Annotated in this window: 17 protein-coding genes and 1 tRNA gene; 7 read left to right on the top strand and 11 right to left on the bottom strand. The window is 60.2% G+C overall.

Going from position 1 to position 17,225, the window contains the following annotated elements; translation table 11 throughout:
• Positions 1-30 precede the first annotated feature (30 nt).
• Together QU595_RS07985 and QU595_RS07980 are read left to right on the top strand one after the other, a co-directional pair.
• Positions 31-276: a zinc-finger domain-containing protein gene (locus QU595_RS07985; RefSeq protein WP_315920488.1), complete on the top strand. Its 246-nt coding sequence runs from the start codon at positions 31-33 to the stop codon at positions 274-276.
• 26 nt (positions 277-302) lie between these two features.
• The gene (locus QU595_RS07980) at positions 303-1,529 is read left to right on the top strand and encodes an FAD-dependent monooxygenase (RefSeq protein WP_315920486.1); all 1,227 of its coding nucleotides are present in this window, start codon (positions 303-305) and stop codon (positions 1,527-1,529) included.
• A 57-nt stretch (positions 1,530-1,586) separates the two neighbouring features.
• Here the strand turns inward: QU595_RS07980 and QU595_RS07975 are convergent, their stop codons facing one another.
• From QU595_RS07975 to QU595_RS07960, 4 genes are all read right to left on the bottom strand, one after another.
• Positions 1,587-2,390, bottom strand: a complete 804-nt coding sequence (locus tag QU595_RS07975) for an amino acid ABC transporter ATP-binding protein (RefSeq protein WP_315920484.1) — start codon at positions 2,388-2,390, stop codon at positions 1,587-1,589.
• A gap of 18 nt (positions 2,391-2,408) precedes the next feature.
• Positions 2,409-3,566, bottom strand: coding sequence for an amino acid ABC transporter permease (locus tag QU595_RS07970; protein ID WP_315920482.1), 1,158 nt, complete (start codon positions 3,564-3,566; stop codon positions 2,409-2,411).
• A 9-nt stretch (positions 3,567-3,575) separates the two neighbouring features.
• A complete protein-coding gene (locus QU595_RS07965) occupies positions 3,576-4,763 on the bottom strand; it encodes an amino acid ABC transporter permease (protein ID WP_315920480.1) in 1,188 nt (395 codons plus the stop codon).
• Positions 4,764-4,826: 63 nt separating this feature from the next.
• The gene (locus QU595_RS07960; RefSeq protein WP_315920478.1) at positions 4,827-5,855 is read right to left on the bottom strand and encodes an amino acid ABC transporter substrate-binding protein; all 1,029 of its coding nucleotides are present in this window, start codon (positions 5,853-5,855) and stop codon (positions 4,827-4,829) included.
• 394 nt (positions 5,856-6,249) lie between these two features.
• Here QU595_RS07960 and QU595_RS07955 point away from each other — a divergent pair, with 394 nt between their 5' ends.
• A complete protein-coding gene (locus QU595_RS07955) occupies positions 6,250-7,419 on the top strand; it encodes a cystathionine beta-lyase (protein ID WP_315920476.1) in 1,170 nt (389 codons plus the stop codon).
• 129 nt (positions 7,420-7,548) lie between these two features.
• Here QU595_RS07955 and QU595_RS07950 read toward each other — a convergent pair.
• The 6 genes from QU595_RS07950 to QU595_RS07925 all read right to left on the bottom strand — a co-directional run bounded on the left by QU595_RS07950 (position 7,549) and on the right by QU595_RS07925 (position 10,103).
• Positions 7,549-7,625: transfer RNA gene (locus tag QU595_RS07950), tRNA-Arg, on the bottom strand.
• A gap of 26 nt (positions 7,626-7,651) precedes the next feature.
• Complete coding sequence (locus QU595_RS07945) at positions 7,652-7,957, bottom strand: ETC complex I subunit (RefSeq protein WP_315920474.1); 306 nt, start codon at positions 7,955-7,957, stop codon at positions 7,652-7,654.
• Between the two features lie 509 nt (positions 7,958-8,466).
• The gene (locus QU595_RS07940) at positions 8,467-8,796 is read right to left on the bottom strand and encodes a hypothetical protein (RefSeq protein ID WP_315920472.1); all 330 of its coding nucleotides are present in this window, start codon (positions 8,794-8,796) and stop codon (positions 8,467-8,469) included.
• Between the two features lie 39 nt (positions 8,797-8,835).
• Positions 8,836-9,006 carry a hypothetical protein gene (locus QU595_RS07935; protein ID WP_315920470.1) on the bottom strand — a complete coding sequence of 57 codons (171 nt, stop codon included), beginning with the start codon at positions 9,004-9,006 and terminating at the stop codon, positions 8,836-8,838.
• A 23-nt stretch (positions 9,007-9,029) separates the two neighbouring features.
• The gene (locus tag QU595_RS07930; RefSeq protein ID WP_315920468.1) at positions 9,030-9,329 is read right to left on the bottom strand and encodes a cell wall anchor protein; all 300 of its coding nucleotides are present in this window, start codon (positions 9,327-9,329) and stop codon (positions 9,030-9,032) included.
• A gap of 51 nt (positions 9,330-9,380) precedes the next feature.
• Positions 9,381-10,103, bottom strand: a complete 723-nt coding sequence (locus QU595_RS07925; protein WP_315920466.1) for a peptidoglycan-binding protein — start codon at positions 10,101-10,103, stop codon at positions 9,381-9,383.
• A gap of 256 nt (positions 10,104-10,359) precedes the next feature.
• Here QU595_RS07925 and QU595_RS07920 point away from each other — a divergent pair, with 256 nt between their 5' ends.
• The 4 genes from QU595_RS07920 to QU595_RS07905 all read left to right on the top strand — a co-directional run bounded on the left by QU595_RS07920 (position 10,360) and on the right by QU595_RS07905 (position 14,576).
• Positions 10,360-11,640 carry a lipopolysaccharide biosynthesis protein gene (locus QU595_RS07920; RefSeq protein ID WP_315920464.1) on the top strand — a complete coding sequence of 427 codons (1,281 nt, stop codon included), beginning with the start codon at positions 10,360-10,362 and terminating at the stop codon, positions 11,638-11,640.
• The gene (locus QU595_RS07915) at positions 11,627-12,856 is read left to right on the top strand and encodes an NAD(P)-binding protein (protein WP_315920462.1); all 1,230 of its coding nucleotides are present in this window, start codon (positions 11,627-11,629) and stop codon (positions 12,854-12,856) included. Before QU595_RS07920 ends, QU595_RS07915 begins: the two co-directional genes overlap by 14 nt.
• 377 nt (positions 12,857-13,233) lie before the next feature.
• A complete protein-coding gene (locus QU595_RS07910) occupies positions 13,234-14,163 on the top strand; it encodes a hypothetical protein (RefSeq protein WP_315920460.1) in 930 nt (309 codons plus the stop codon).
• Entirely contained in the window at positions 14,163-14,576 is a 414-nt protein-coding gene (locus QU595_RS07905) for a hypothetical protein (RefSeq protein ID WP_315920458.1), read from the top strand. Before QU595_RS07910 ends, QU595_RS07905 begins: the two co-directional genes overlap by 1 nt.
• Here the strand turns inward: QU595_RS07905 and QU595_RS07900 are convergent.
• A complete protein-coding gene (locus tag QU595_RS07900) occupies positions 14,533-17,217 on the bottom strand; it encodes a hypothetical protein (protein ID WP_315920456.1) in 2,685 nt (894 codons plus the stop codon). The genes QU595_RS07905 and QU595_RS07900 overlap by 44 nt on opposite strands.
• Positions 17,218-17,225: the final 8 nt, after the last annotated feature.

The following is a 17,225-nucleotide window of genomic DNA, read 5'->3' as shown; positions in this document are numbered from 1 at the left end:
TACCGAACGAAAGCGAGACGGGAGACAGACATGGCCGGCGGGTCCATTCCCCATTTCCAGAACGACGCGGGTCATGCGGCGATCGACATCGGCGTGAAGGAATTCATGTGCGTGGGAGCCAACCCGCCGCAGGACCATCCGCATGTCTATTTGGACATGGGCTCGGAGGACGAAAAAGTCTGTCCGTATTGCTCCACGCTCTATCGCTATTCGCCGCAGCTCTCCGCAACGGAAACGGTTCCGGCAGGCTGCCTCTACATCGTCCGCGCAGCCTGAACGGCTGAGCCGATCCAAGCCGGAAGATGAACGCGCAGAACCATCCGGTGCTGGTCGCCGGCGCGGGCGTCGCCGGCCTCACGGCAGCCCTGGCTTTTGCCACGCGCGGATTTCCGGTGCGCGTGTTCGAGCAGGCGCCGCGCCTCGAAACCGTCGGCGCCGGGCTCCAGCTTTCGCCGAACGCCACCCATATCCTGCAACGGCTCGGCGTTCTCGAATCCTTGCGGCAAAGGGTGGTCCGGCCCGAGGCGGTGGTTTTGAAAAGCGCCGCCTCCCTGAAGGAACTGGCCCGCGTTCCTCTCGGTGCAGCAGCCGAGAAAAGGTGGCATGCGCCCTATCTGGTCGCGCACCGGGCGGACCTCCAGCGGTCCCTGCTGGAGCGTGTCGAGGCGCATCCGGCCATCGAACTTGCGCTCGATGCGAAGGTAAGCGGCGTCGGCACGGACGGACAAGGCGTCAGCCTGTCGGTAACGACCGGAGGCGAAACGCGGCAAGTGCCCGGATGGCTGCTGGTTGGCGCAGACGGGGTCTGGTCGACGGTCAGAAAGGCCGCCGACTTCAAGACAGGCAGCCGGTTCAGCGGCGAACTCGCATGGCGCACCACCGTGCCGTTGACGAAAACGTTCGGCGCTTCTTTCGGAGCGCTGGGCGCGCCGGACTGCGTCACCGCCTTCCTGCACGCCGGCTTCCATATGATCGCCTATCCCGTCAGCGGCGGCGAGGCGTTGAACCTCGTGGCCTTCACCAAAGGCGAACGTATCGCCGAGGGCTGGTCCGGAAATGCCGATCCCGAAATCCTGGCACGCGCGACGCGCGGCACGGCGCCGGCCCTCGGCCGTCTCATCGCCGGCGCGGAGTCCTGGCTGGCCTGGCCGCTGCATACGGTCGATCAGGAGCCGTCCTGGATCGCGCGAGGCCGCGTCGCCCTGATCGGTGACGCCGCACACGCCATGACGCCCTTCGCCGCCCAGGGTGCGGCCATGGCCATCGAGGATGCCGACACGCTGGCGCATTTCGCTGGCGCTTCGCCCGCCACCGATCCAGCGGCCGCACTTGCCGCATGGGAGCGGTCGCGCAAGCCCCGCGTGGCCAAGGTCGCGCGGCGCGGCGCGCTCAACCACCTCGCCTGGCATGCGGCCGGACCGGTTGCCCTGGCGCGCGATCTTTTCCTCAAGGTGCGGTCGCCCGCAAGCCTGGCTGCCGATCTCGACTGGCTCTATGGCTGGCGTGCGCCCGAAGACGGTAAGCGATAGAGCCGAGACGCGGCCCCTAGCCCGCATGGCTTGGGCGCTGCCGAACCCGCCAACCCGTCAGTGCAGGATCTGGCTCAGGAACAGCTTGGTCCGCTCGTGCCGCGGGTGATCGAAGAACTCGGCCGGCGTGTTCTGTTCCACGATCTGTCCCGCGTCCATGAAGATCACCCGGTTGGCCACCTTGCGGGCGAAGCCCATCTCGTGGGTCACGCACAGCATGGTCATGCCCTCCTCGGCAAGGCCGACCATGGTCTCCAGCACTTCCTTGATCATCTCCGGGTCGAGCGCGGAGGTGGGCTCGTCGAACAGCATGATGCGCGGGTTCATGCACAGCGAGCGCGCGATGGCCACGCGCTGTTGCTGGCCGCCGGACAATTGTCCCGGATATTTATTGGCTTGCTCGGGGATCTTGACGCGCTTGAGGAAGTGCATGGCGGTTTCCTCCGCCTGCTTCTTCGGGATCTTGCGCACCCAGATCGGGGCTAGCGTGCAGTTCTCCAGGATGGTCAGGTGCGGGAACAGGTTGAAGTGCTGGAACACCATGCCGACCTCGCGACGCACCTCGTCGATCTTCTTCAGGTCGTTGGTCAGTTCCTTGCCGTCGACGATGATCTTGCCCTTCTGGTGTTCCTCCAGCCGGTTGATGCATCGGATCATGGTCGATTTGCCGGATCCGGACGGTCCGCAGATGACGATGCGCTCGCCGCGCATCACCTTCAGATTGATGTCCTTCAGCACATGGAATTCGCCATACCATTTGTGCATGCCGATGATTTCGATGGCGACGTCCGTATCGGACACCTGCATCTTGCCGGTATTGACCTTGATCTCTTCGGCGCTGACGGCGTTTTCGGTGGCCATGAGCGTTTCCCCTTTTGCTTATCTTTTATAACCGGTGTCGAGCCGGCGTTCCATGAACATCGAGTAGCGGGACATGCCGAAGCAGAACAGCCAGAAGACGAGCGCCGCGAAGACGAGGCCGGAAGCCGGCGTCTGGGGCGAGGCCCATGCCGCGTCCGAAAAGTTCTGCCGCACCACGCCGAGCAGATCGAACATGGAAATGATGTAGACCAGGCTGGTGTCCTTGAACATGCCGATGAAGGTGTTGACGATGCCCGGGATCACCAGCTTCAGCGCCTGCGGCAGGATGATGAAATACATCATCTGCCAATAGCCGAGGCCGAGCGATTCCGCGCCCTCGTACTGCCCTTTCGGGATCGCCTGCAGGCCGCCGCGCACCACCTCCGCCATATACGCCGCGGCAAACAGCGACACCCCGATCAGCGCGCGCAGGAACTTGTCGAAGGTGACGCCGGCCGGCAGGAACAGGGGCAGCATGACGCTGGCCATGAACAGCACGGTGACCAGCGGGATGCCGCGGACCGTCTCGATGAAGATCACGCACAGCATCTTGATGATCGGCATCTTCGAGCGCCGGCCGAGCGCCAGGAGGATGCCGAGCGGCAACGACACGGCGATGCCGACGAAGGAGAGCGAAAGCGTCACCAGCAGGCCGCCCCAGAGCGCGGTCTCGACATGCGGCAGGCCGAACATGCCGCCGACCAGCAGAATGAAGGCCACCACCGGAAAGACGAGGAAGAACAGGACGGCGTTGAGGCCCTTGCGTGGCACCCTCGGGATCAGCAGCGGCACCAGGAGCGCGACGAACAGGACGGCGACGAGGATCGGCCGCCAACGCTCCTCGATCGGGTAGCGGCCGAACATGAACTGCCCGAACTTGGCCTGCACGAAGGCCCAGCAGGCGCCGGACCAGCCGTCCGGCTGCGTGCCGCCCTGCGCCACCGTGGCGCAGAAGGTGCGGTCGGTGCCCGTCCATTGCGCCTGCACGAAGGCCCAGTCGAACAGCGGCGGCACGATCAGGACGACCAGGACGATCCCGAGAATGGTGAGGATCGAGTCGCCGACCGACGCGAACATGTTCTTGCGCAACCATGCGCCGGCACCTGCTTCACTGCGCGGCGCCTGTTCGGCCAGGGCCATTTCGGTGCGGACCCAGGACATGTCGTGTTCCTGCATGACCGCCTCCTATCTCTCCACCAGCGCCATCTTGGCGTTGAACCAGTTCATGATCGCCGAGGTGATCAGGCTCAGGGCCAGGTAGACCAGCATCATGATGACGACGCATTCGATGGCCTGCCCGGTCTGGTTGAGCACGGTGCCGGTCGTCGCCGTCAGGTCCGGATAGCCGATGGCGATCGCCAGCGACGAGTTCTTGGTCAGGTTGAGATACTGGCTGGTCAGGGGCGGGATGACGATGCGCAACGCCTGCGGAACCACCACGAGCCGCAGGATCGGACCGGACCGCAATCCCAACGCTGCCGCGGCTTCCGTCTGGCCGCGGCTGACGCCGCGTATGCCTGCCCGCACGATCTCCGCGATGAAGGCGGCGGTGTAGAAGGACAGCGCCAGATAGAGCGACAGGAACTCGGGCTTGACCTGGAAGCCGCCCGTCAGGTTGAAGGTCGACTTTTTCGGCAAATCGAAGCTCAGCGGAAAACCGGCAGCCACGAAGGCCAGCAACGGCAGGCCGACGATCAGCGCCGCGCAGGTCCAGAACACCGGAAACTGCTGCCCGGTCGCCATCTGCCGCTGCCTGGCCCGCCGCGCGACAAACCAGGACATGGCGATGGCCAGCAGCAGCGCGACGCCGACCAGCCATATGCTGTCACCCCATACGGCGCGGGGGAAATAGAAGCCCCGGCTGTTCAGCCAGGATCCGAACGGCAGCGCTATGCTCTCGCGCGGCAGGGGCAGCACCGAAAGCACGCCGAAATACCAGAAGAAGATGACCAGCAGCGGCGGGATGTTGCGGAATATCTCGACATAGACCGTGCAGATCTTGGCGATGAGCCAGTTTCCGGACAGCCGTCCGATGCCGACGATGAAGCCGATGATGGTGGCGGTAACGATGCCGGCGATCGCGACGATCGCCGTGTTGAGCAGTCCGACGATTATGGCCCGGCCATAGGTGGAATCGGACGAATATTCGATCAGGCTCGTGCTGATGTCGAAGCCCGCGCGCCCTTTCAGGAAGCCGAAGCCCGAGGCGATGTGCAGGCGGTGCAGATTGTCGATTGCGTTATTGGCAATCCACCAGACGGCCGCCACGAGCGCGACGACGACCACGACCTGAACGGCGATGCCGCGAACCTTGGGGTCGTTCACGTAGGAACTGCGGCGGGTGTCCTCGCGAAGGATTTCCTGCGATGCCATGGAACCTCCCCTGATTGAGAAGACCGGAAGGCGGCAAACCCGCCTCCCGGCCGCAATTCTCTATCAGCGGATCGGCATCGCGTATTGGAGGCCGCCCTTCGTCCACAGTGCGTTCAGGCCGCGCGCGATCTTGAGCGGGCTGCCGGAGCCGACATTGCGCTCGAACATCTCGCCGTAATTACCGACGGCCTTGACGATGTTGACCACCCAATCGTTGGACACGCCGAGGTCGGTGCCGATCTTGGTATCGGCCTCGGTGCCGAGAACGCGCTTGATCTCCGGATTGGGCGAGTTCTTCATCTCCTCCACATTCGCCTGGGTGATGCCGAGTTCCTCGGCCTGCAGCAGGGCGTAGTAGGTCCAGCGCACGATGTGGAACCACTGGTCGTCACCCTGGCGCACGGCCGGGCCAAGCGGCTCCTTCGAGATGATCTCGGGCAGCACGACATGGTCGTTCGGCGAGGAAAGCGTCAGGCGGATGCCGTAAAGGCCGGACTGGTCGGTGGTGTAGACGTCGCAACGGCCGGAATCATAGGCCGCGTTGACCTCTTCCAGCTTCTCGAACACGACGGGATTGTACTCCATCTTGTTCGACTTGAAGTAGTCGGCGAGGTTCAGCTCGGTGGTCGTGCCGGACTGCACGCAAACCGCGGCGCCGGAAAGCTGGAGCGCGGAGTTCACGCCCGGCAGCTTCTTGGCGTTGATCATGAAGCCCTGGCCGTCATAATAGGTGACGCCCGCGAAATTCAGCCCGAGCGCGGTATCGCGGTTGATCGTCCAGGTGGTGTTGCGCGACAGGATGTCGATCTCGCCCGACTGAAGCGCGGTGAAGCGCTCCTTGGCGCTGAGCGGCGTGAACTTGACCTTGTTGCCGTCGCCGAACACCGCAGCCGCCACGGCGCGGCAGAAATCGGCATCGAGCCCCTTCCACTCACCCTTGTCGTCCGGTGCGGAAAAGCCGGCGAGGCCGGTCGAGACACCGCACTGGATGAAACCCTTGGCCTTGACGTCGGCGAGCGTGTTTGCCGACGCAGCCGAGGCCATCAAACCAAATGCCGCCGCCCCCAGAATACCAATGGCAATATTTTTCATGACCCACGGACCCTTTTCTGTTGTTCAGGCAAAATCCTGATTCTTTGTTCTCTCGTGAATGCAGCCCGTTCCAGCCCACTTCCGGAACGCGGCCCAATAGCCGCGGCGAGACTGCCTCCCATTCACGCTTTGCATCGAAGGCGATTATTCAAGTGAGGTCAAGGAAAATGACCCATCCGAAAGCCGTTTGAAACCAAAGCGCGGCAGGGGTCTGCTTTTATGGAAAGTCCATCCCGACAAACGTCGTACAGGGAGCACAAACCGGCGATACCGAGGAGGCTTGCGGGCCCGGTTCGGCGCTGGTCCAGCGCAACAGGTGGCGTTGGCGCCCCGCGCGCGATTGCACAGCCGCAACCGACGCACTATCCCATGGTCTCCCGAGGAGAGCGAGATTATGACGAAGAACGACAAACGGCAGGGCATCAACACGCAACTCGCGCATGCCGGGCACGACCCGCACGGCTATTTCGGTTTCGTGAACCCGCCGGTCGTGCACGCCTCGACGGTGCTCTATCCCGACGCGAATACCCTGAGCACGCGCGGGCAGAAATACACTTACGGCACGCGTGGTACGCCCACGACGGACGCTCTGGCTGAAGCCATCGACGCGCTCGAGGGCTCGGCCGGCACGATCTGCGTCCCGTCCGGCCTCGCCGCCGTAACGGTTCCCCTGCTCACCTTCGCTTCGGCCGGCGACCACATATTGATCACCGACTCCGTCTATCACCCGACCCGGCATTTCGCGGACACGATGCTCAGGCGCATGGGCGTCGAGGTCGAATATTACGATCCGCATATCGGCGGCGGCATTGCAGCCCTGATCAGGCCGAACACCAGCATCGTCTTCACCGAGTCGCCCGCTTCGAACACGTTCGAGGTGCAGGACATACCCGCCATCGCCAAGGCGGCCCATGCAGCCGGCGCGGTGGTCATGATGGACAACACCTGGGCGACGCCGCTCTACCTCAAGCCGCTCGACTTTGGCGTCGACATTTCCATCCACGCGGCGACCAAATATCCCGGCGGCCACTCTGACGTATTGCTGGGCACGGTTTCGGCCAACGAGGCCTATTGGGAAAGGCTGTATGAAGGGTTCGTCACGCTGGGCTGCTGCGCCGGTCCGGACGACGTCTACCAGGTGTTGCGCGGCCTGCGCACCATGGGCGTGCGGCTGGAGCACCACCGCAAGAGCGCGCTGGAAATCGCCGCGTGGCTGGAGGGCCAGCCGGGCGTGGCGCGGGTGCTGCACCCGGCCCTGCCCAGCCACCCGGACCATAATTTATGGAAGCGCGATTTCACCGGCTCCAGCGGCATCTTTTCCATCGTGCTGAACGGCGGCGGGCAGAAGCAGGCGCATGCCTTCCTCGACGCGCTGGAGATTTTCGGGCTCGGCTATTCCTGGGGCGGTTACGAAAGCCTTGCCGTTCCCGTTTTCCTGGGCGACCGCGTGATCGCGAAGGGCCCCTATGCCGGACCGCTGATCCGCCTGCAGATCGGCCTGGAAGACGTGGAGGACCTCAAGATCGATATCGCACATGGCCTAACGGCCGCCGCGGAAGCCTGAGCCGGCGGGTGGGTCCATTGCCTTTCGCCATTGCTGGATGGGTCCGGCAATGGCGGGTTCCGGGTTGGAACCGAAAGCGCTCGCCGGCTGGAACGCTTCTCAGGATTTTCCGCTAATTCCTTGAATTTATGGCGATCCCGGCAGGATTCGAACCTGCGACCATCGGCTTAGAAGGCCGGTGCTCTATCCAGCTGAGCTACGGGACCGTTTGGAAAAGGACTGTCGATACCGGTCAGTGCGTCCAGGGCGTGCGGCGGTCATAGCGGAAATTATCCGAATAGGAAATCTGAAGCCGCTTGACCGGCTTCGGTTCCTCGATCCGGTAGGCGATGCGGTGCTTTTCCGCATAGGCGACTGCTTCTTCGCGCGTGTCGAAGGTCAGTCGGATCTGGCTCTTCATGTCGCCCGACGACGTGTAGCCCATCAACGGGTCAATCTTGCGCGGCTGCTCGGGATCGAACTCCAGAACCCAATAGCCGGTCTTGGCCTTGCCGGATTGCATGGCCGTCTTGGCTGGGCTGAAAATTCGCGCGGACATATGGACCTCGTTCCTGCAAAGCGCGGTGGGCATCCACCGTTTCGCCTTGTGCTTACTGTGCAATGCAGCCGACGGCAAGACCGGCCGCTTTTGCACTTGCTTTGGCCCGGCGAACTCTCTAGGGCATGTTCCCGAAAGTCGAAACCGGTTTCGGGCAGCAACATGCCCCTGACCGATTGTTTGGCCGCATTTGTGCGACGCGGGGCGTTTCCACCTTGCCGCAAATGCTCCAGGCAACGGCACGGTCCGGAGTGTAGCGCAGCCTGGTAGCGCACCTGATTTGGGAAGAGACACGCCAGGCCGACAATCCCTTTAAGGATCAATTTGCTACAGGCATCACGTAACCTACCCGTGGCATTTTTCGTGGGATTTTTGGCAGCGGCTCCAGCACAGTGACGCAGGTCATGGGTCGAGAGCGATTGAAATACAAAAGCCCGCCCCATTTCTGGAGCGGGCTTGTTGCTGAGACACGCACGGCGACGTGCGCGAGCGACGGCTAGCACGATTCGCTACGAACTCGGCGCATCCCCTTTGACTCGCCGCACGATGGCGTCGAACAGAAGATCGCTCAGCCACATCGCTACCGTGCCGATCAGGAACGCCATCGCGTAGACGGCCGATCCGTCGTCTGGCATGGGCGGCCACTCATAAAAGCGCACGATATGGACGGCCCACGGCGTGAGATAGCCCGCGGCGAGCGTGCCACAGATCGGGGAAAGGAAAACCTCGCGCACCTTGAACCTCTTTCGAGAGAGTGATCGGAGGAGCCCGCCCGCTGCGCCGGCGCCCAGGATCGCGGGATCGAGGCCGATAGTGACGAAGAAGTCATGCAAGTTCATATCGGCCTCAAAGGCTGATGAAAGTGTTTGGCGGTGGCGTCAGCTCGGCTTGTTCGCCGGGAACGCGTATGTCGCGACGGCCGAGAGCAGCACGACGATGGCACCCTGGATTTCAGTCGTCGCCCATTCCTCCGGCAACAGTCCGCGCGCGACCAGAAGGCCGGCAACGCCGCCGACGATCGAGCCGATGAGTTTGCTGTAGTTGCCCATGATCAGGTCTCCTTTCGGGTTTGTCAGTGGGCCGCAGCCGAGATGGTGAGGTAGGCGGCGAAAGCTGCGGTGAGGATGCTCGAAGTGGTTTGCTTGTCCGGATCGGCGCAGACCGGATGCAGGGATGCCCAGGCGGCGTCAGCCCTTCGCTGCGTTTTCTCGGATACACGGTCGGCCGCGAGGGCGAGCACGTAGAGATCGTGGGCCTGCGTGGCCGCGCCGCAGATTGCCGGCAGGCTCTTTTGCAGGTCGGCATCGAGTTTGGTGGATTGGCAGCCGGCGAGCGCAAGCATCGCCGCCGCCACAAAGAGCAGCATGCGCATTGAGATATGTCCTTTCAGGGATAAACCGGCAGCCGGCCGGCGCGGGATTGGTCAGAGCAGCGCCTTTGTCGCGGCTCTAAATAGGTCGCCGCAGGCGGTTGCGCCGAGCACGGTTGGATCGAAGGCAAGTCGGGAAATGTCCCACTTGCCGCGCTGGGCTATCCCGAGCGTCCCCTGGACCTCGGCATGGGAAAGCACCGTCTTCGGTGTCACGACGATGCCATAGCGCTTGCAGAGCGCCGCCAACACCTTGGGCAGCGTTCCCCATTGCTTGCGCGTCATTGGAGCGCTGCCGACCGCGAATGGGTTTTCCACGGCGCTCGCCATGCAGCACAGCGAGACGCCGACCGAGCCGCTGTTGCAGTTCAGCGTATGCGCGGCGTAGCCCTTGCGCGTTGGCGCCTGATTTAGGTCGATTGACGGGGTGCCGCGCACCAGCTTGCCGTCATCCTCGATCATGATGTGGTAGTGCGAGCGGTCGAGGCCGGACGCCTTATGCGCACCGGCCGTCCAGTGAACGATGATGCGCTGCATCTTGGCCGCCGGCATCCAGTCGGCCGGCACAATGCCGCTGGGAGCCGCATCCTGTGGCGGCGTTGTCCCGAACAGTGCCGCCGATGTAATCGGCCCGACGATGCCATCAGCCGCAAGCCCGCGGGCGCGCTGAAACTGCTTGATCGCCTCGGCGGTCTTCGGGCCGGGAACGCCGTCGAGCGGGCCAGGCTGGAAGCCAAGCTCCGCAAGCCGGCGCTGGATTTCCAGCGTCGTTGCCATGGTAGTTCCTTTCGATCTCAGGTGAATCCGGCTACTCTGCCGCCATGAACCCAAGGCTCACAGCGCTGGCAGTCTGTATGGCCGTCATGGCCGTGGTGATATGGTTCGGGATCGTGCCGGCGGTTATGCCGGGACGGCGGGGTTAGATCTATGGCAACTGAGTTGGCCTCGCGCGGCGTGAGGCGGCGGACATCATTGGCCGTTGTCAGAGCCACATTGCATTGACTCTGTTCAATGGTCCAGCTACGCGCGCGCTATGAAATCTCTTATCGCTGGCATCCGCGCGAAGGTCACGGCGACGTCGTTCCGTCGCAACATCTTTTTGCTGGTTCGGGCGAATGCAGTTACGCAGATGGCGACTTTGCTTGCTACGCCGATACTGACTAGATTGCTGCCACCCGAGGCGTTCGGGATGGCGGGTATCTTTATCGCATACGGCGGATTGGTTTGTGCATTTGCTTCATTGCGTTTCGAGTGGAGTATCCCGAGTGCAAGGGATGAAGACGAAGTTCGTTCACTTGTGACCATGTCATTTTTATCTTCGATCTTTGTATCGACTGCATTGTTTGTTCTATTGATGGTCCCGGATCGGGTTAGGCCGTTCGCGTTCATCTATTCGAAGCCAATTCCGTTCGCCCCGCTCATTCCGTTTTTTGTATTCTGCACCAGTGCCACCGCAATACTGACGGCGGTTCATGTACGAAGCAGAAACATGAGTCCTGTCTCGCGATCAAGATACTGGCAGAGCGGCGTGCTGCTTGCCGGCAATTTAACTTCAGGAGTCGCGAATTTTAACGCTTTAGGCTTGATTTTGAGCAATATTCTTGCCTCTACCATTTCAGCAATATCTCTGTTTGAAAAAGCGCAGATTTCCGAGTTATTCGGAAAGGTTTCAAGATCAACAGCAAAGGCCTATCTGTCGGAGGCCTCTGCTTCGACAACGGTAAGCGTTGTCAACACAACCTTCACTAGTTGCCTCCCATTGCTTCTGGCGCTGCGATATTCTGCACAAGAAATTGGAATATACTTTGTTGCCATGCGGTTGATAAATTCACCGGCCGCTCTTTTATCTGGCGGCATATCGTCGAGCTTTTGGGGAGAAGCCGCAGAACTCGCAAAGAGTGACCCGACCAAACTGCGGAAACTCTACCTCAAAACCATCAAAACGCTTGCACTATTCTCATTACCTTTGTTTTCTGCAGCGTTAGCCGCGACGATCGTTCTGCCTCACATTTTGGGAAAGCGCGATTGGGCAGATGTCGGAGTAATAGCCGCGGCATGCATGCCTCAGGTAGCTGCCGGCTTTATATTTTCCTCAACTAATCACCTAATCGTCTACGGAAGGCAGGGATATCAGGTGTTTTCTGATCTGATTGCGATATGCGCAAGCATGCTAGCCTTCTATTTCGCTACCACCATGGATGCCTCTTTCCCTATGACTATTTTAGTCATGTCCGCGGCCAGCATACTTGGCTACACAATTCGTTTCTTGCTGCATTTGAAAGCTAATACAGAGGCCATTAATGTCAGAATTTGATTTCGACTGTGCAATCGTCGGATCGAGCCCACTACTTATGATGTTAGCCCTTAAACTTCAGAAAAGCGGTAAATCGGTGGTGCTCTTTGAGGCTGAGCAAAACTTTGGCGGCGCGTGGCAAAACGAGCACGTTGAAGGCATAGGTCTCGTAGAATGCGCCTGTCACCTTCTCGAATGGTATGCTGGTGGCTACGAATTGCTTGCTAGGCTTTCTGGCTGCAAATTTGTGGCCTCGGACCCACAGCCAGTCCGCATATATCGAGACGGAACCGTTGAACCATATACGTCGCGAAACAAGATCGCGGCCGCCCTATATCATGAACTTCGCGGCTTCGCGACATCGCTTGTCCGTCTGCTGTTTTCGAAGGGTCGGACATGGTCTGACCGGGTAAAGACGGTTGAGAGCAAACGTAACAGCCTATTGTTTTATCTACGCTTTCGACTTCGGGGCGCGAAGCAATTTGATGCGATTCAAAGGCCGGCCTTGGGTTTTACGCACTTCGTCGACAACCTGGCGAATAAAGTGTCCAGCAGCGGCATAAGGGTGATCAATGCAAAGGTTGACAGCGTGTCAGACGAAGAAGACTCGGCTGTTCTTGGCTATTCTGATCAGAAAGTTCGCGTCAAAAAGATTTTTCTAGGTGAGTCATCGATTATCGATGACATGCGCAATCAATCCGACGTGGCAAAAGAGCCATACCATCATCTAGTCGTCGGCGTACCCGCCAACAGTGTAGAGATACGAAGCGATTATATACATTTGCCTGATGACCAACTGTTCCATCGGATTACCTACCTTCGTGACATAGACAACGATGACAATAGAACGGAGGCTCTTTTCCTCGTGCAGCTAAGAGATCAAACGGCTGGTGAAAATCAAGATGCGATCAGAGATCTCTTTTTACGCTGTAGAATCATCATTTCAAATATGACCTATGTTCAGGTGCACAAAACTTTTACGAAATCCTATTTCGGCCGCGCCTCATCGGTTCTTTATTTGGATTCCTTACGGTCAGTCAGATATGTCCGAACTATTGGCGACTTGGCGCGAAATGTAGTGATCGAGCCAGAATTCCGCGAACATGCAGCAAAGCAGCCGCGGAAGCTGGTGCTAAGCCCCAAAACGGTAGGCCTTATGGTTGGATCCGCAATCATGGCCGGGGCAGCCTACATAATTGGCATCACGCCAGATCTCATTGCTGATATTTTACCTTAGCCTCAGGGCTTGCTTGTGACCTCGCAGGACGAAACGGACGTCCGGGCTTTCATTCTGGGTCGGCCGATGCTCTATTGCGAACCATGTCAGATTTCGAAGACAACGCGCCATCGCCCTCACCCGCTCAATGGGTTATCTTTGCCATGGTGCTGGGGGCGGTGCTGGCAGTGGCGCTATTCGGCTAAGCGTTGAAGATGCACTAGAACGCCGAGAGGATCCGAAAATGGATATGCTGCGGGGTATTTTGGACGCCGGCGTAGTATCCGTTCCCATCGCTGCGCCGACTGTCGGCTTATTGATTTATTTCCTGATCATTCTCCTGCGGGCCTCAAGGGACTGAGCTTGATTTCTGAACTGGCTGTGACTATTCGCTCCCAATGAGCCAGCGCGTCCAGAGCCCCCAGGCTGTCAATCACGACAGGTCAATTGCACCCTTCCGCTTTCTGCCGCTTATCTACGCTTCCGCTTGCATCTATGCCAGCGTGCAGGTCGTCGCCGCTGGTGATAACTCACTCTACAAGTACGCTCACGCCGCGTTTGTCGTCGCGTTTTTGATATTGTTTCCATTCAAGAGATTTTTTGACGGGCTGTGGCGGCCACTGGCTCGTTTCGGCTCATCAATATCAATATTTGTTTTCATTTTGTATTTTCTTTGCATGGCCTTGTTTTATCCAGATACGGAAGTTTCAAGCGACCAATTGGCGCAGATACTTACCAGAATTATCCCCGGATTAATGATCGGGTATGCGACGTTCGGAGGGTATGCAGATCGTAAGGCCGCGCCATATTGGCGACCGTCAATGCCTCGCAAGTCGGCAGACGGTCTTGCCATAATCATCTATTTAAGCGTCATTGCCTCCGCTTATTCGACTCTAGTCCCCATGCTTCGAGGGGATGTATTCCTTGTTCACGCCAAGCCCGAGAATCTGACGTATCAGATATTTGGGATTTACATTAACATCGCGCAAATTTGCTTCTTGGCTGCGATAGAACCATACACCGCAGCAAATAATAGAAAGCGTGTCGCAGCCATATGGACAATAGCGCTATGTGCCTCAACAGCCGCGTCGTTCTTCTTGGCGCAGATGGTCGGTTCGAACGGCGGCGCGGTTCTTTCGGTGGCGATTGGCGCGATGCTCGTCATTTATCGCGCCTTCGCCACCCTCCGCATCAGACGCGCTAAAGGCGCTGCTTTTGTGATGGTGGTGATAGCAACTGCAACTATCTGGCTGTGCTGGGAGACCATACAGAGGGTTCCGCCGATGCGCTTACTCGGATATCACGAAATAGACCTCGGGGATGGATAGTGGCTGACCAGGACACAGGCGTTGCGGCGAAGAGCATTTTCTCGAGACTAGACATCCTCGTCTCGGACGGGATAGATCAATTGAGTGTCAACCCAGTCTGGGGCGACTTGGGAGTTGATCGGGTAACCGATCATCCGGGTAAATATATTCATTCGATAATTGCGGTGCAGACCCATTTGGGGATGATCGGCTCCTTTCTTCTTTTTGGCGCGCTTTTCGGGATGCTGATCCGTCTTTATGGGCGGAATGGCAACACGCTTCTGAAGCTCGTCACCATTCCTATCCTTCTCTACGCGGTCGGCGGTGCTTTTTTTACATGGATGCCGCTTTGGGTAGTCATCGGAGGTATGTACAGCCTTAAGCGAACGCCTATGCGCCGTGCCGCGTCAGCGATGCCCGCCAGCCGGCCGTAAGCTGGACCGACGCCGCGTAGGCTACGTAGGAATTCGTGTTCGATCGCAGCGTGAACCCGGTCGCGGTGATCGCACGAGCAAACCCGACCGGGAAATTCGCGCCGGAATTGAGCGTGGGCGGATCGTTGACCTGGGCAAAAACCCTCGGCGATTCGGGATACGGATAGCGAAAGGTGATGGCGCTCTCGGCCGTTGCGCCGGTGCCGCTGGGAAAGCCCGCCGTGCCCTCTTGCGGCTCGTAATCGCACGCCAGCGGCGCCGGCATGGTGCGGTCGTATTTGGCCAAGGCCACCCCTGAGCGCGCGCGCTTGATGTTGCGCACCGCCAGGCGGCGCGGCGCGATAGGCGTCAAATTGAGCCCGTCCGCATAGAGGATGTTCTGGCGCGTTGCGTTGATGTCCGGATCATCGACGCCGGAGATATCGACTGAGACGCGGTAGGTCGTGTTTTGCGTCAGCAGCGCGACGATGTTTTCCGCGCGCTGGTTGTTGCCGCGAATGGTGACGCCCCTGATCTCGTACGTCTTGTCCTCGAACAGCTTGGTGTGCGTCTGCGACGTGGCGAGATGGATAATGCCGCTGCGGAATGTTGGGGTGGCGATCGAGCCGTTGACCCAATATTCGTTGTCAAGCAGGCGGGTGACGCCGCCGATCTGATGGCTGGCCTGGTAGCAGAATTCCCAGCCCGGGAGGTTGTAGAGCTTGCACCGCTCGATCGTCAGGCCGAGGCAGCCGTCATTGACCGCGGTTTCGGCCACGCAGTCCACCATCGAGCAATCCTCGCCGATGGCGTGGTAGTCCCAGCCGAAGGTGGCTGCGCCAGGCGTGAGATCGAAGGACCGTGCTGAGCAGCGGTCGAAGCGAATGTCGCGGAACGGCACCGAGCCGTCCACGTTTCCGTGAGTGATCGCATGTCGGGCGGCGATGAAATGGCTGTCCTCGATGACGCCGCGCTGCGCCGAGTAGATGCCAAGGCCATAATCCCCACCGAAATCCACGATCCCATCCTCGCCGCCCCGGCAGAAGGCCAGTTTGAAATCGAAGGAACGGCCGATGGAGTGGGTGTTGTAGCTGACGCGCTCTGCCGAAACGCGGCTGAACAAAAAGTCTGTCGCGATGTCGGTGGCGATGCCATAGGTCGCAACCGCGCGGGAGCCGTTGCCGATGATGTGCAGCCCATCGAGATCGCCAGTCCACGGCAAATATTTGGAGACGACGACGTTGGCGGCGAGATAATCGGCATAGAGGCCGCGGTCGAGCCACACGGTGGTCGCGTCCGGAGCGACCATCACCCTGGCGAGTTCGCCGGCACGATAATAGACGCGTTCTATGCTCCAGCTTGAATCGGTTGGGTTGTAGATCTCGATGACATCGCCGGACTTCATGCCGTGCGGCGTTGCAAAGGGGACGATGAACTGGCCCTTGGACACATTCGCAGCAAGGTTCGGGATGCCGACCTTTGCGCCGCGGCAGGCGACATGCGTGTTGTTTTGGCCCACATACATTGGCACCAACGCGCCGTTGGCCACACCGGTGAAATCCAGACGAACGCCGCGGAGATGCCAGCGGTTTCCGGTGGGCAGATCGACGCCGGCCGACATCTGGTAGGTGCCGGGCGGAGCGAAAATATCGATGCCTTTCAGGTTAAGAAGGCGCACATAGGCGATCATCCGCTCGAAGGCCGCGCCGTCGGTGGCCGGTGTTCCCGTGCCCCCGCCGAACATGGCGACATGGGGCCTGTCGGTTGCCAGCTCATACCAGTTTCCAGCGCCGTCTTGCACCTTGCCGGTATGTGTCGGCTCAACGGCAACCTTTTTGTAAACAGCTGCGCCCCCGTCGCCTGCAGCACCGTAACCCGCAAGACTGATGAAGGCAGGTGGAACGGCAGGATTGAACAGCGCAGCGGCGCTCTTGTCCTTGAACGCCCACTGCGGCGCGCTGGCAACAGCAGCGGCGGCATCGGCCGCGGCTTGGGCGGCTGCCTGCGCATCGAGGAGCAGCGCCTCCACGGCCGCTTCAATGGCCGAGGCATCGCCATAGCTGAACAGCCGGTAATTGCCGGCGCCGTCCATCTGGATCAGCGCAGACATGCCGGCTTTGACATAGGCAGCAGGAATCGGATCAGCCGTGTTCGTCACCAGCGGCCGGGGTAGCTCGCCGTTGATCGAGACGGTCATGCCGCCCGGCCCATTCGCGGCGACAAAATTGACGGTTATCAACGCGGAGTAGGCGGTTTGGCTGAATTGCACATCGGACGTGGCCCGCACAGCGTTGGGAGTGCCGCCGCCGGTGTTAATGGCATGCACGAGGGTTCGCTGGAGATTTCCGGCGCGACGCCAGCCAGCCGGCGCGATGCTCCAATAGTATTCTCCAGTGTTGGCGACAGTCCCGCCCGCGACGGGATCGGTGTGGGTTCCGGCATCGGGGCCAAAGACGACCGCCGGCTGGCCAGGCCTCGTCCCCGTGATCGCAGCAAGCCCAGCCCAGGTCGATTGATCGACCCGACCTGCCGCTGCACCGTCAGCTCCACGCTCGACTTCGGTGCCCCACAAAATCGCGTCGCCCATATCAGGGCTGCGCAAGGAGCCATCGGCGGCAGTAGGCGCAAATACTTGAACGGCCCGCTTCGTAAAGACGGTCATTGCGTTCT

The organism is Mesorhizobium sp. SP-1A (assembly GCF_032460275.1).
In the GTDB taxonomy this organism is placed as follows: domain Bacteria; phylum Pseudomonadota; class Alphaproteobacteria; order Rhizobiales; family Rhizobiaceae; genus Mesorhizobium.
Note: the sequence above shows the minus strand (reverse complement) of the source record. Positions and strands in the feature narration are given on the sequence as shown.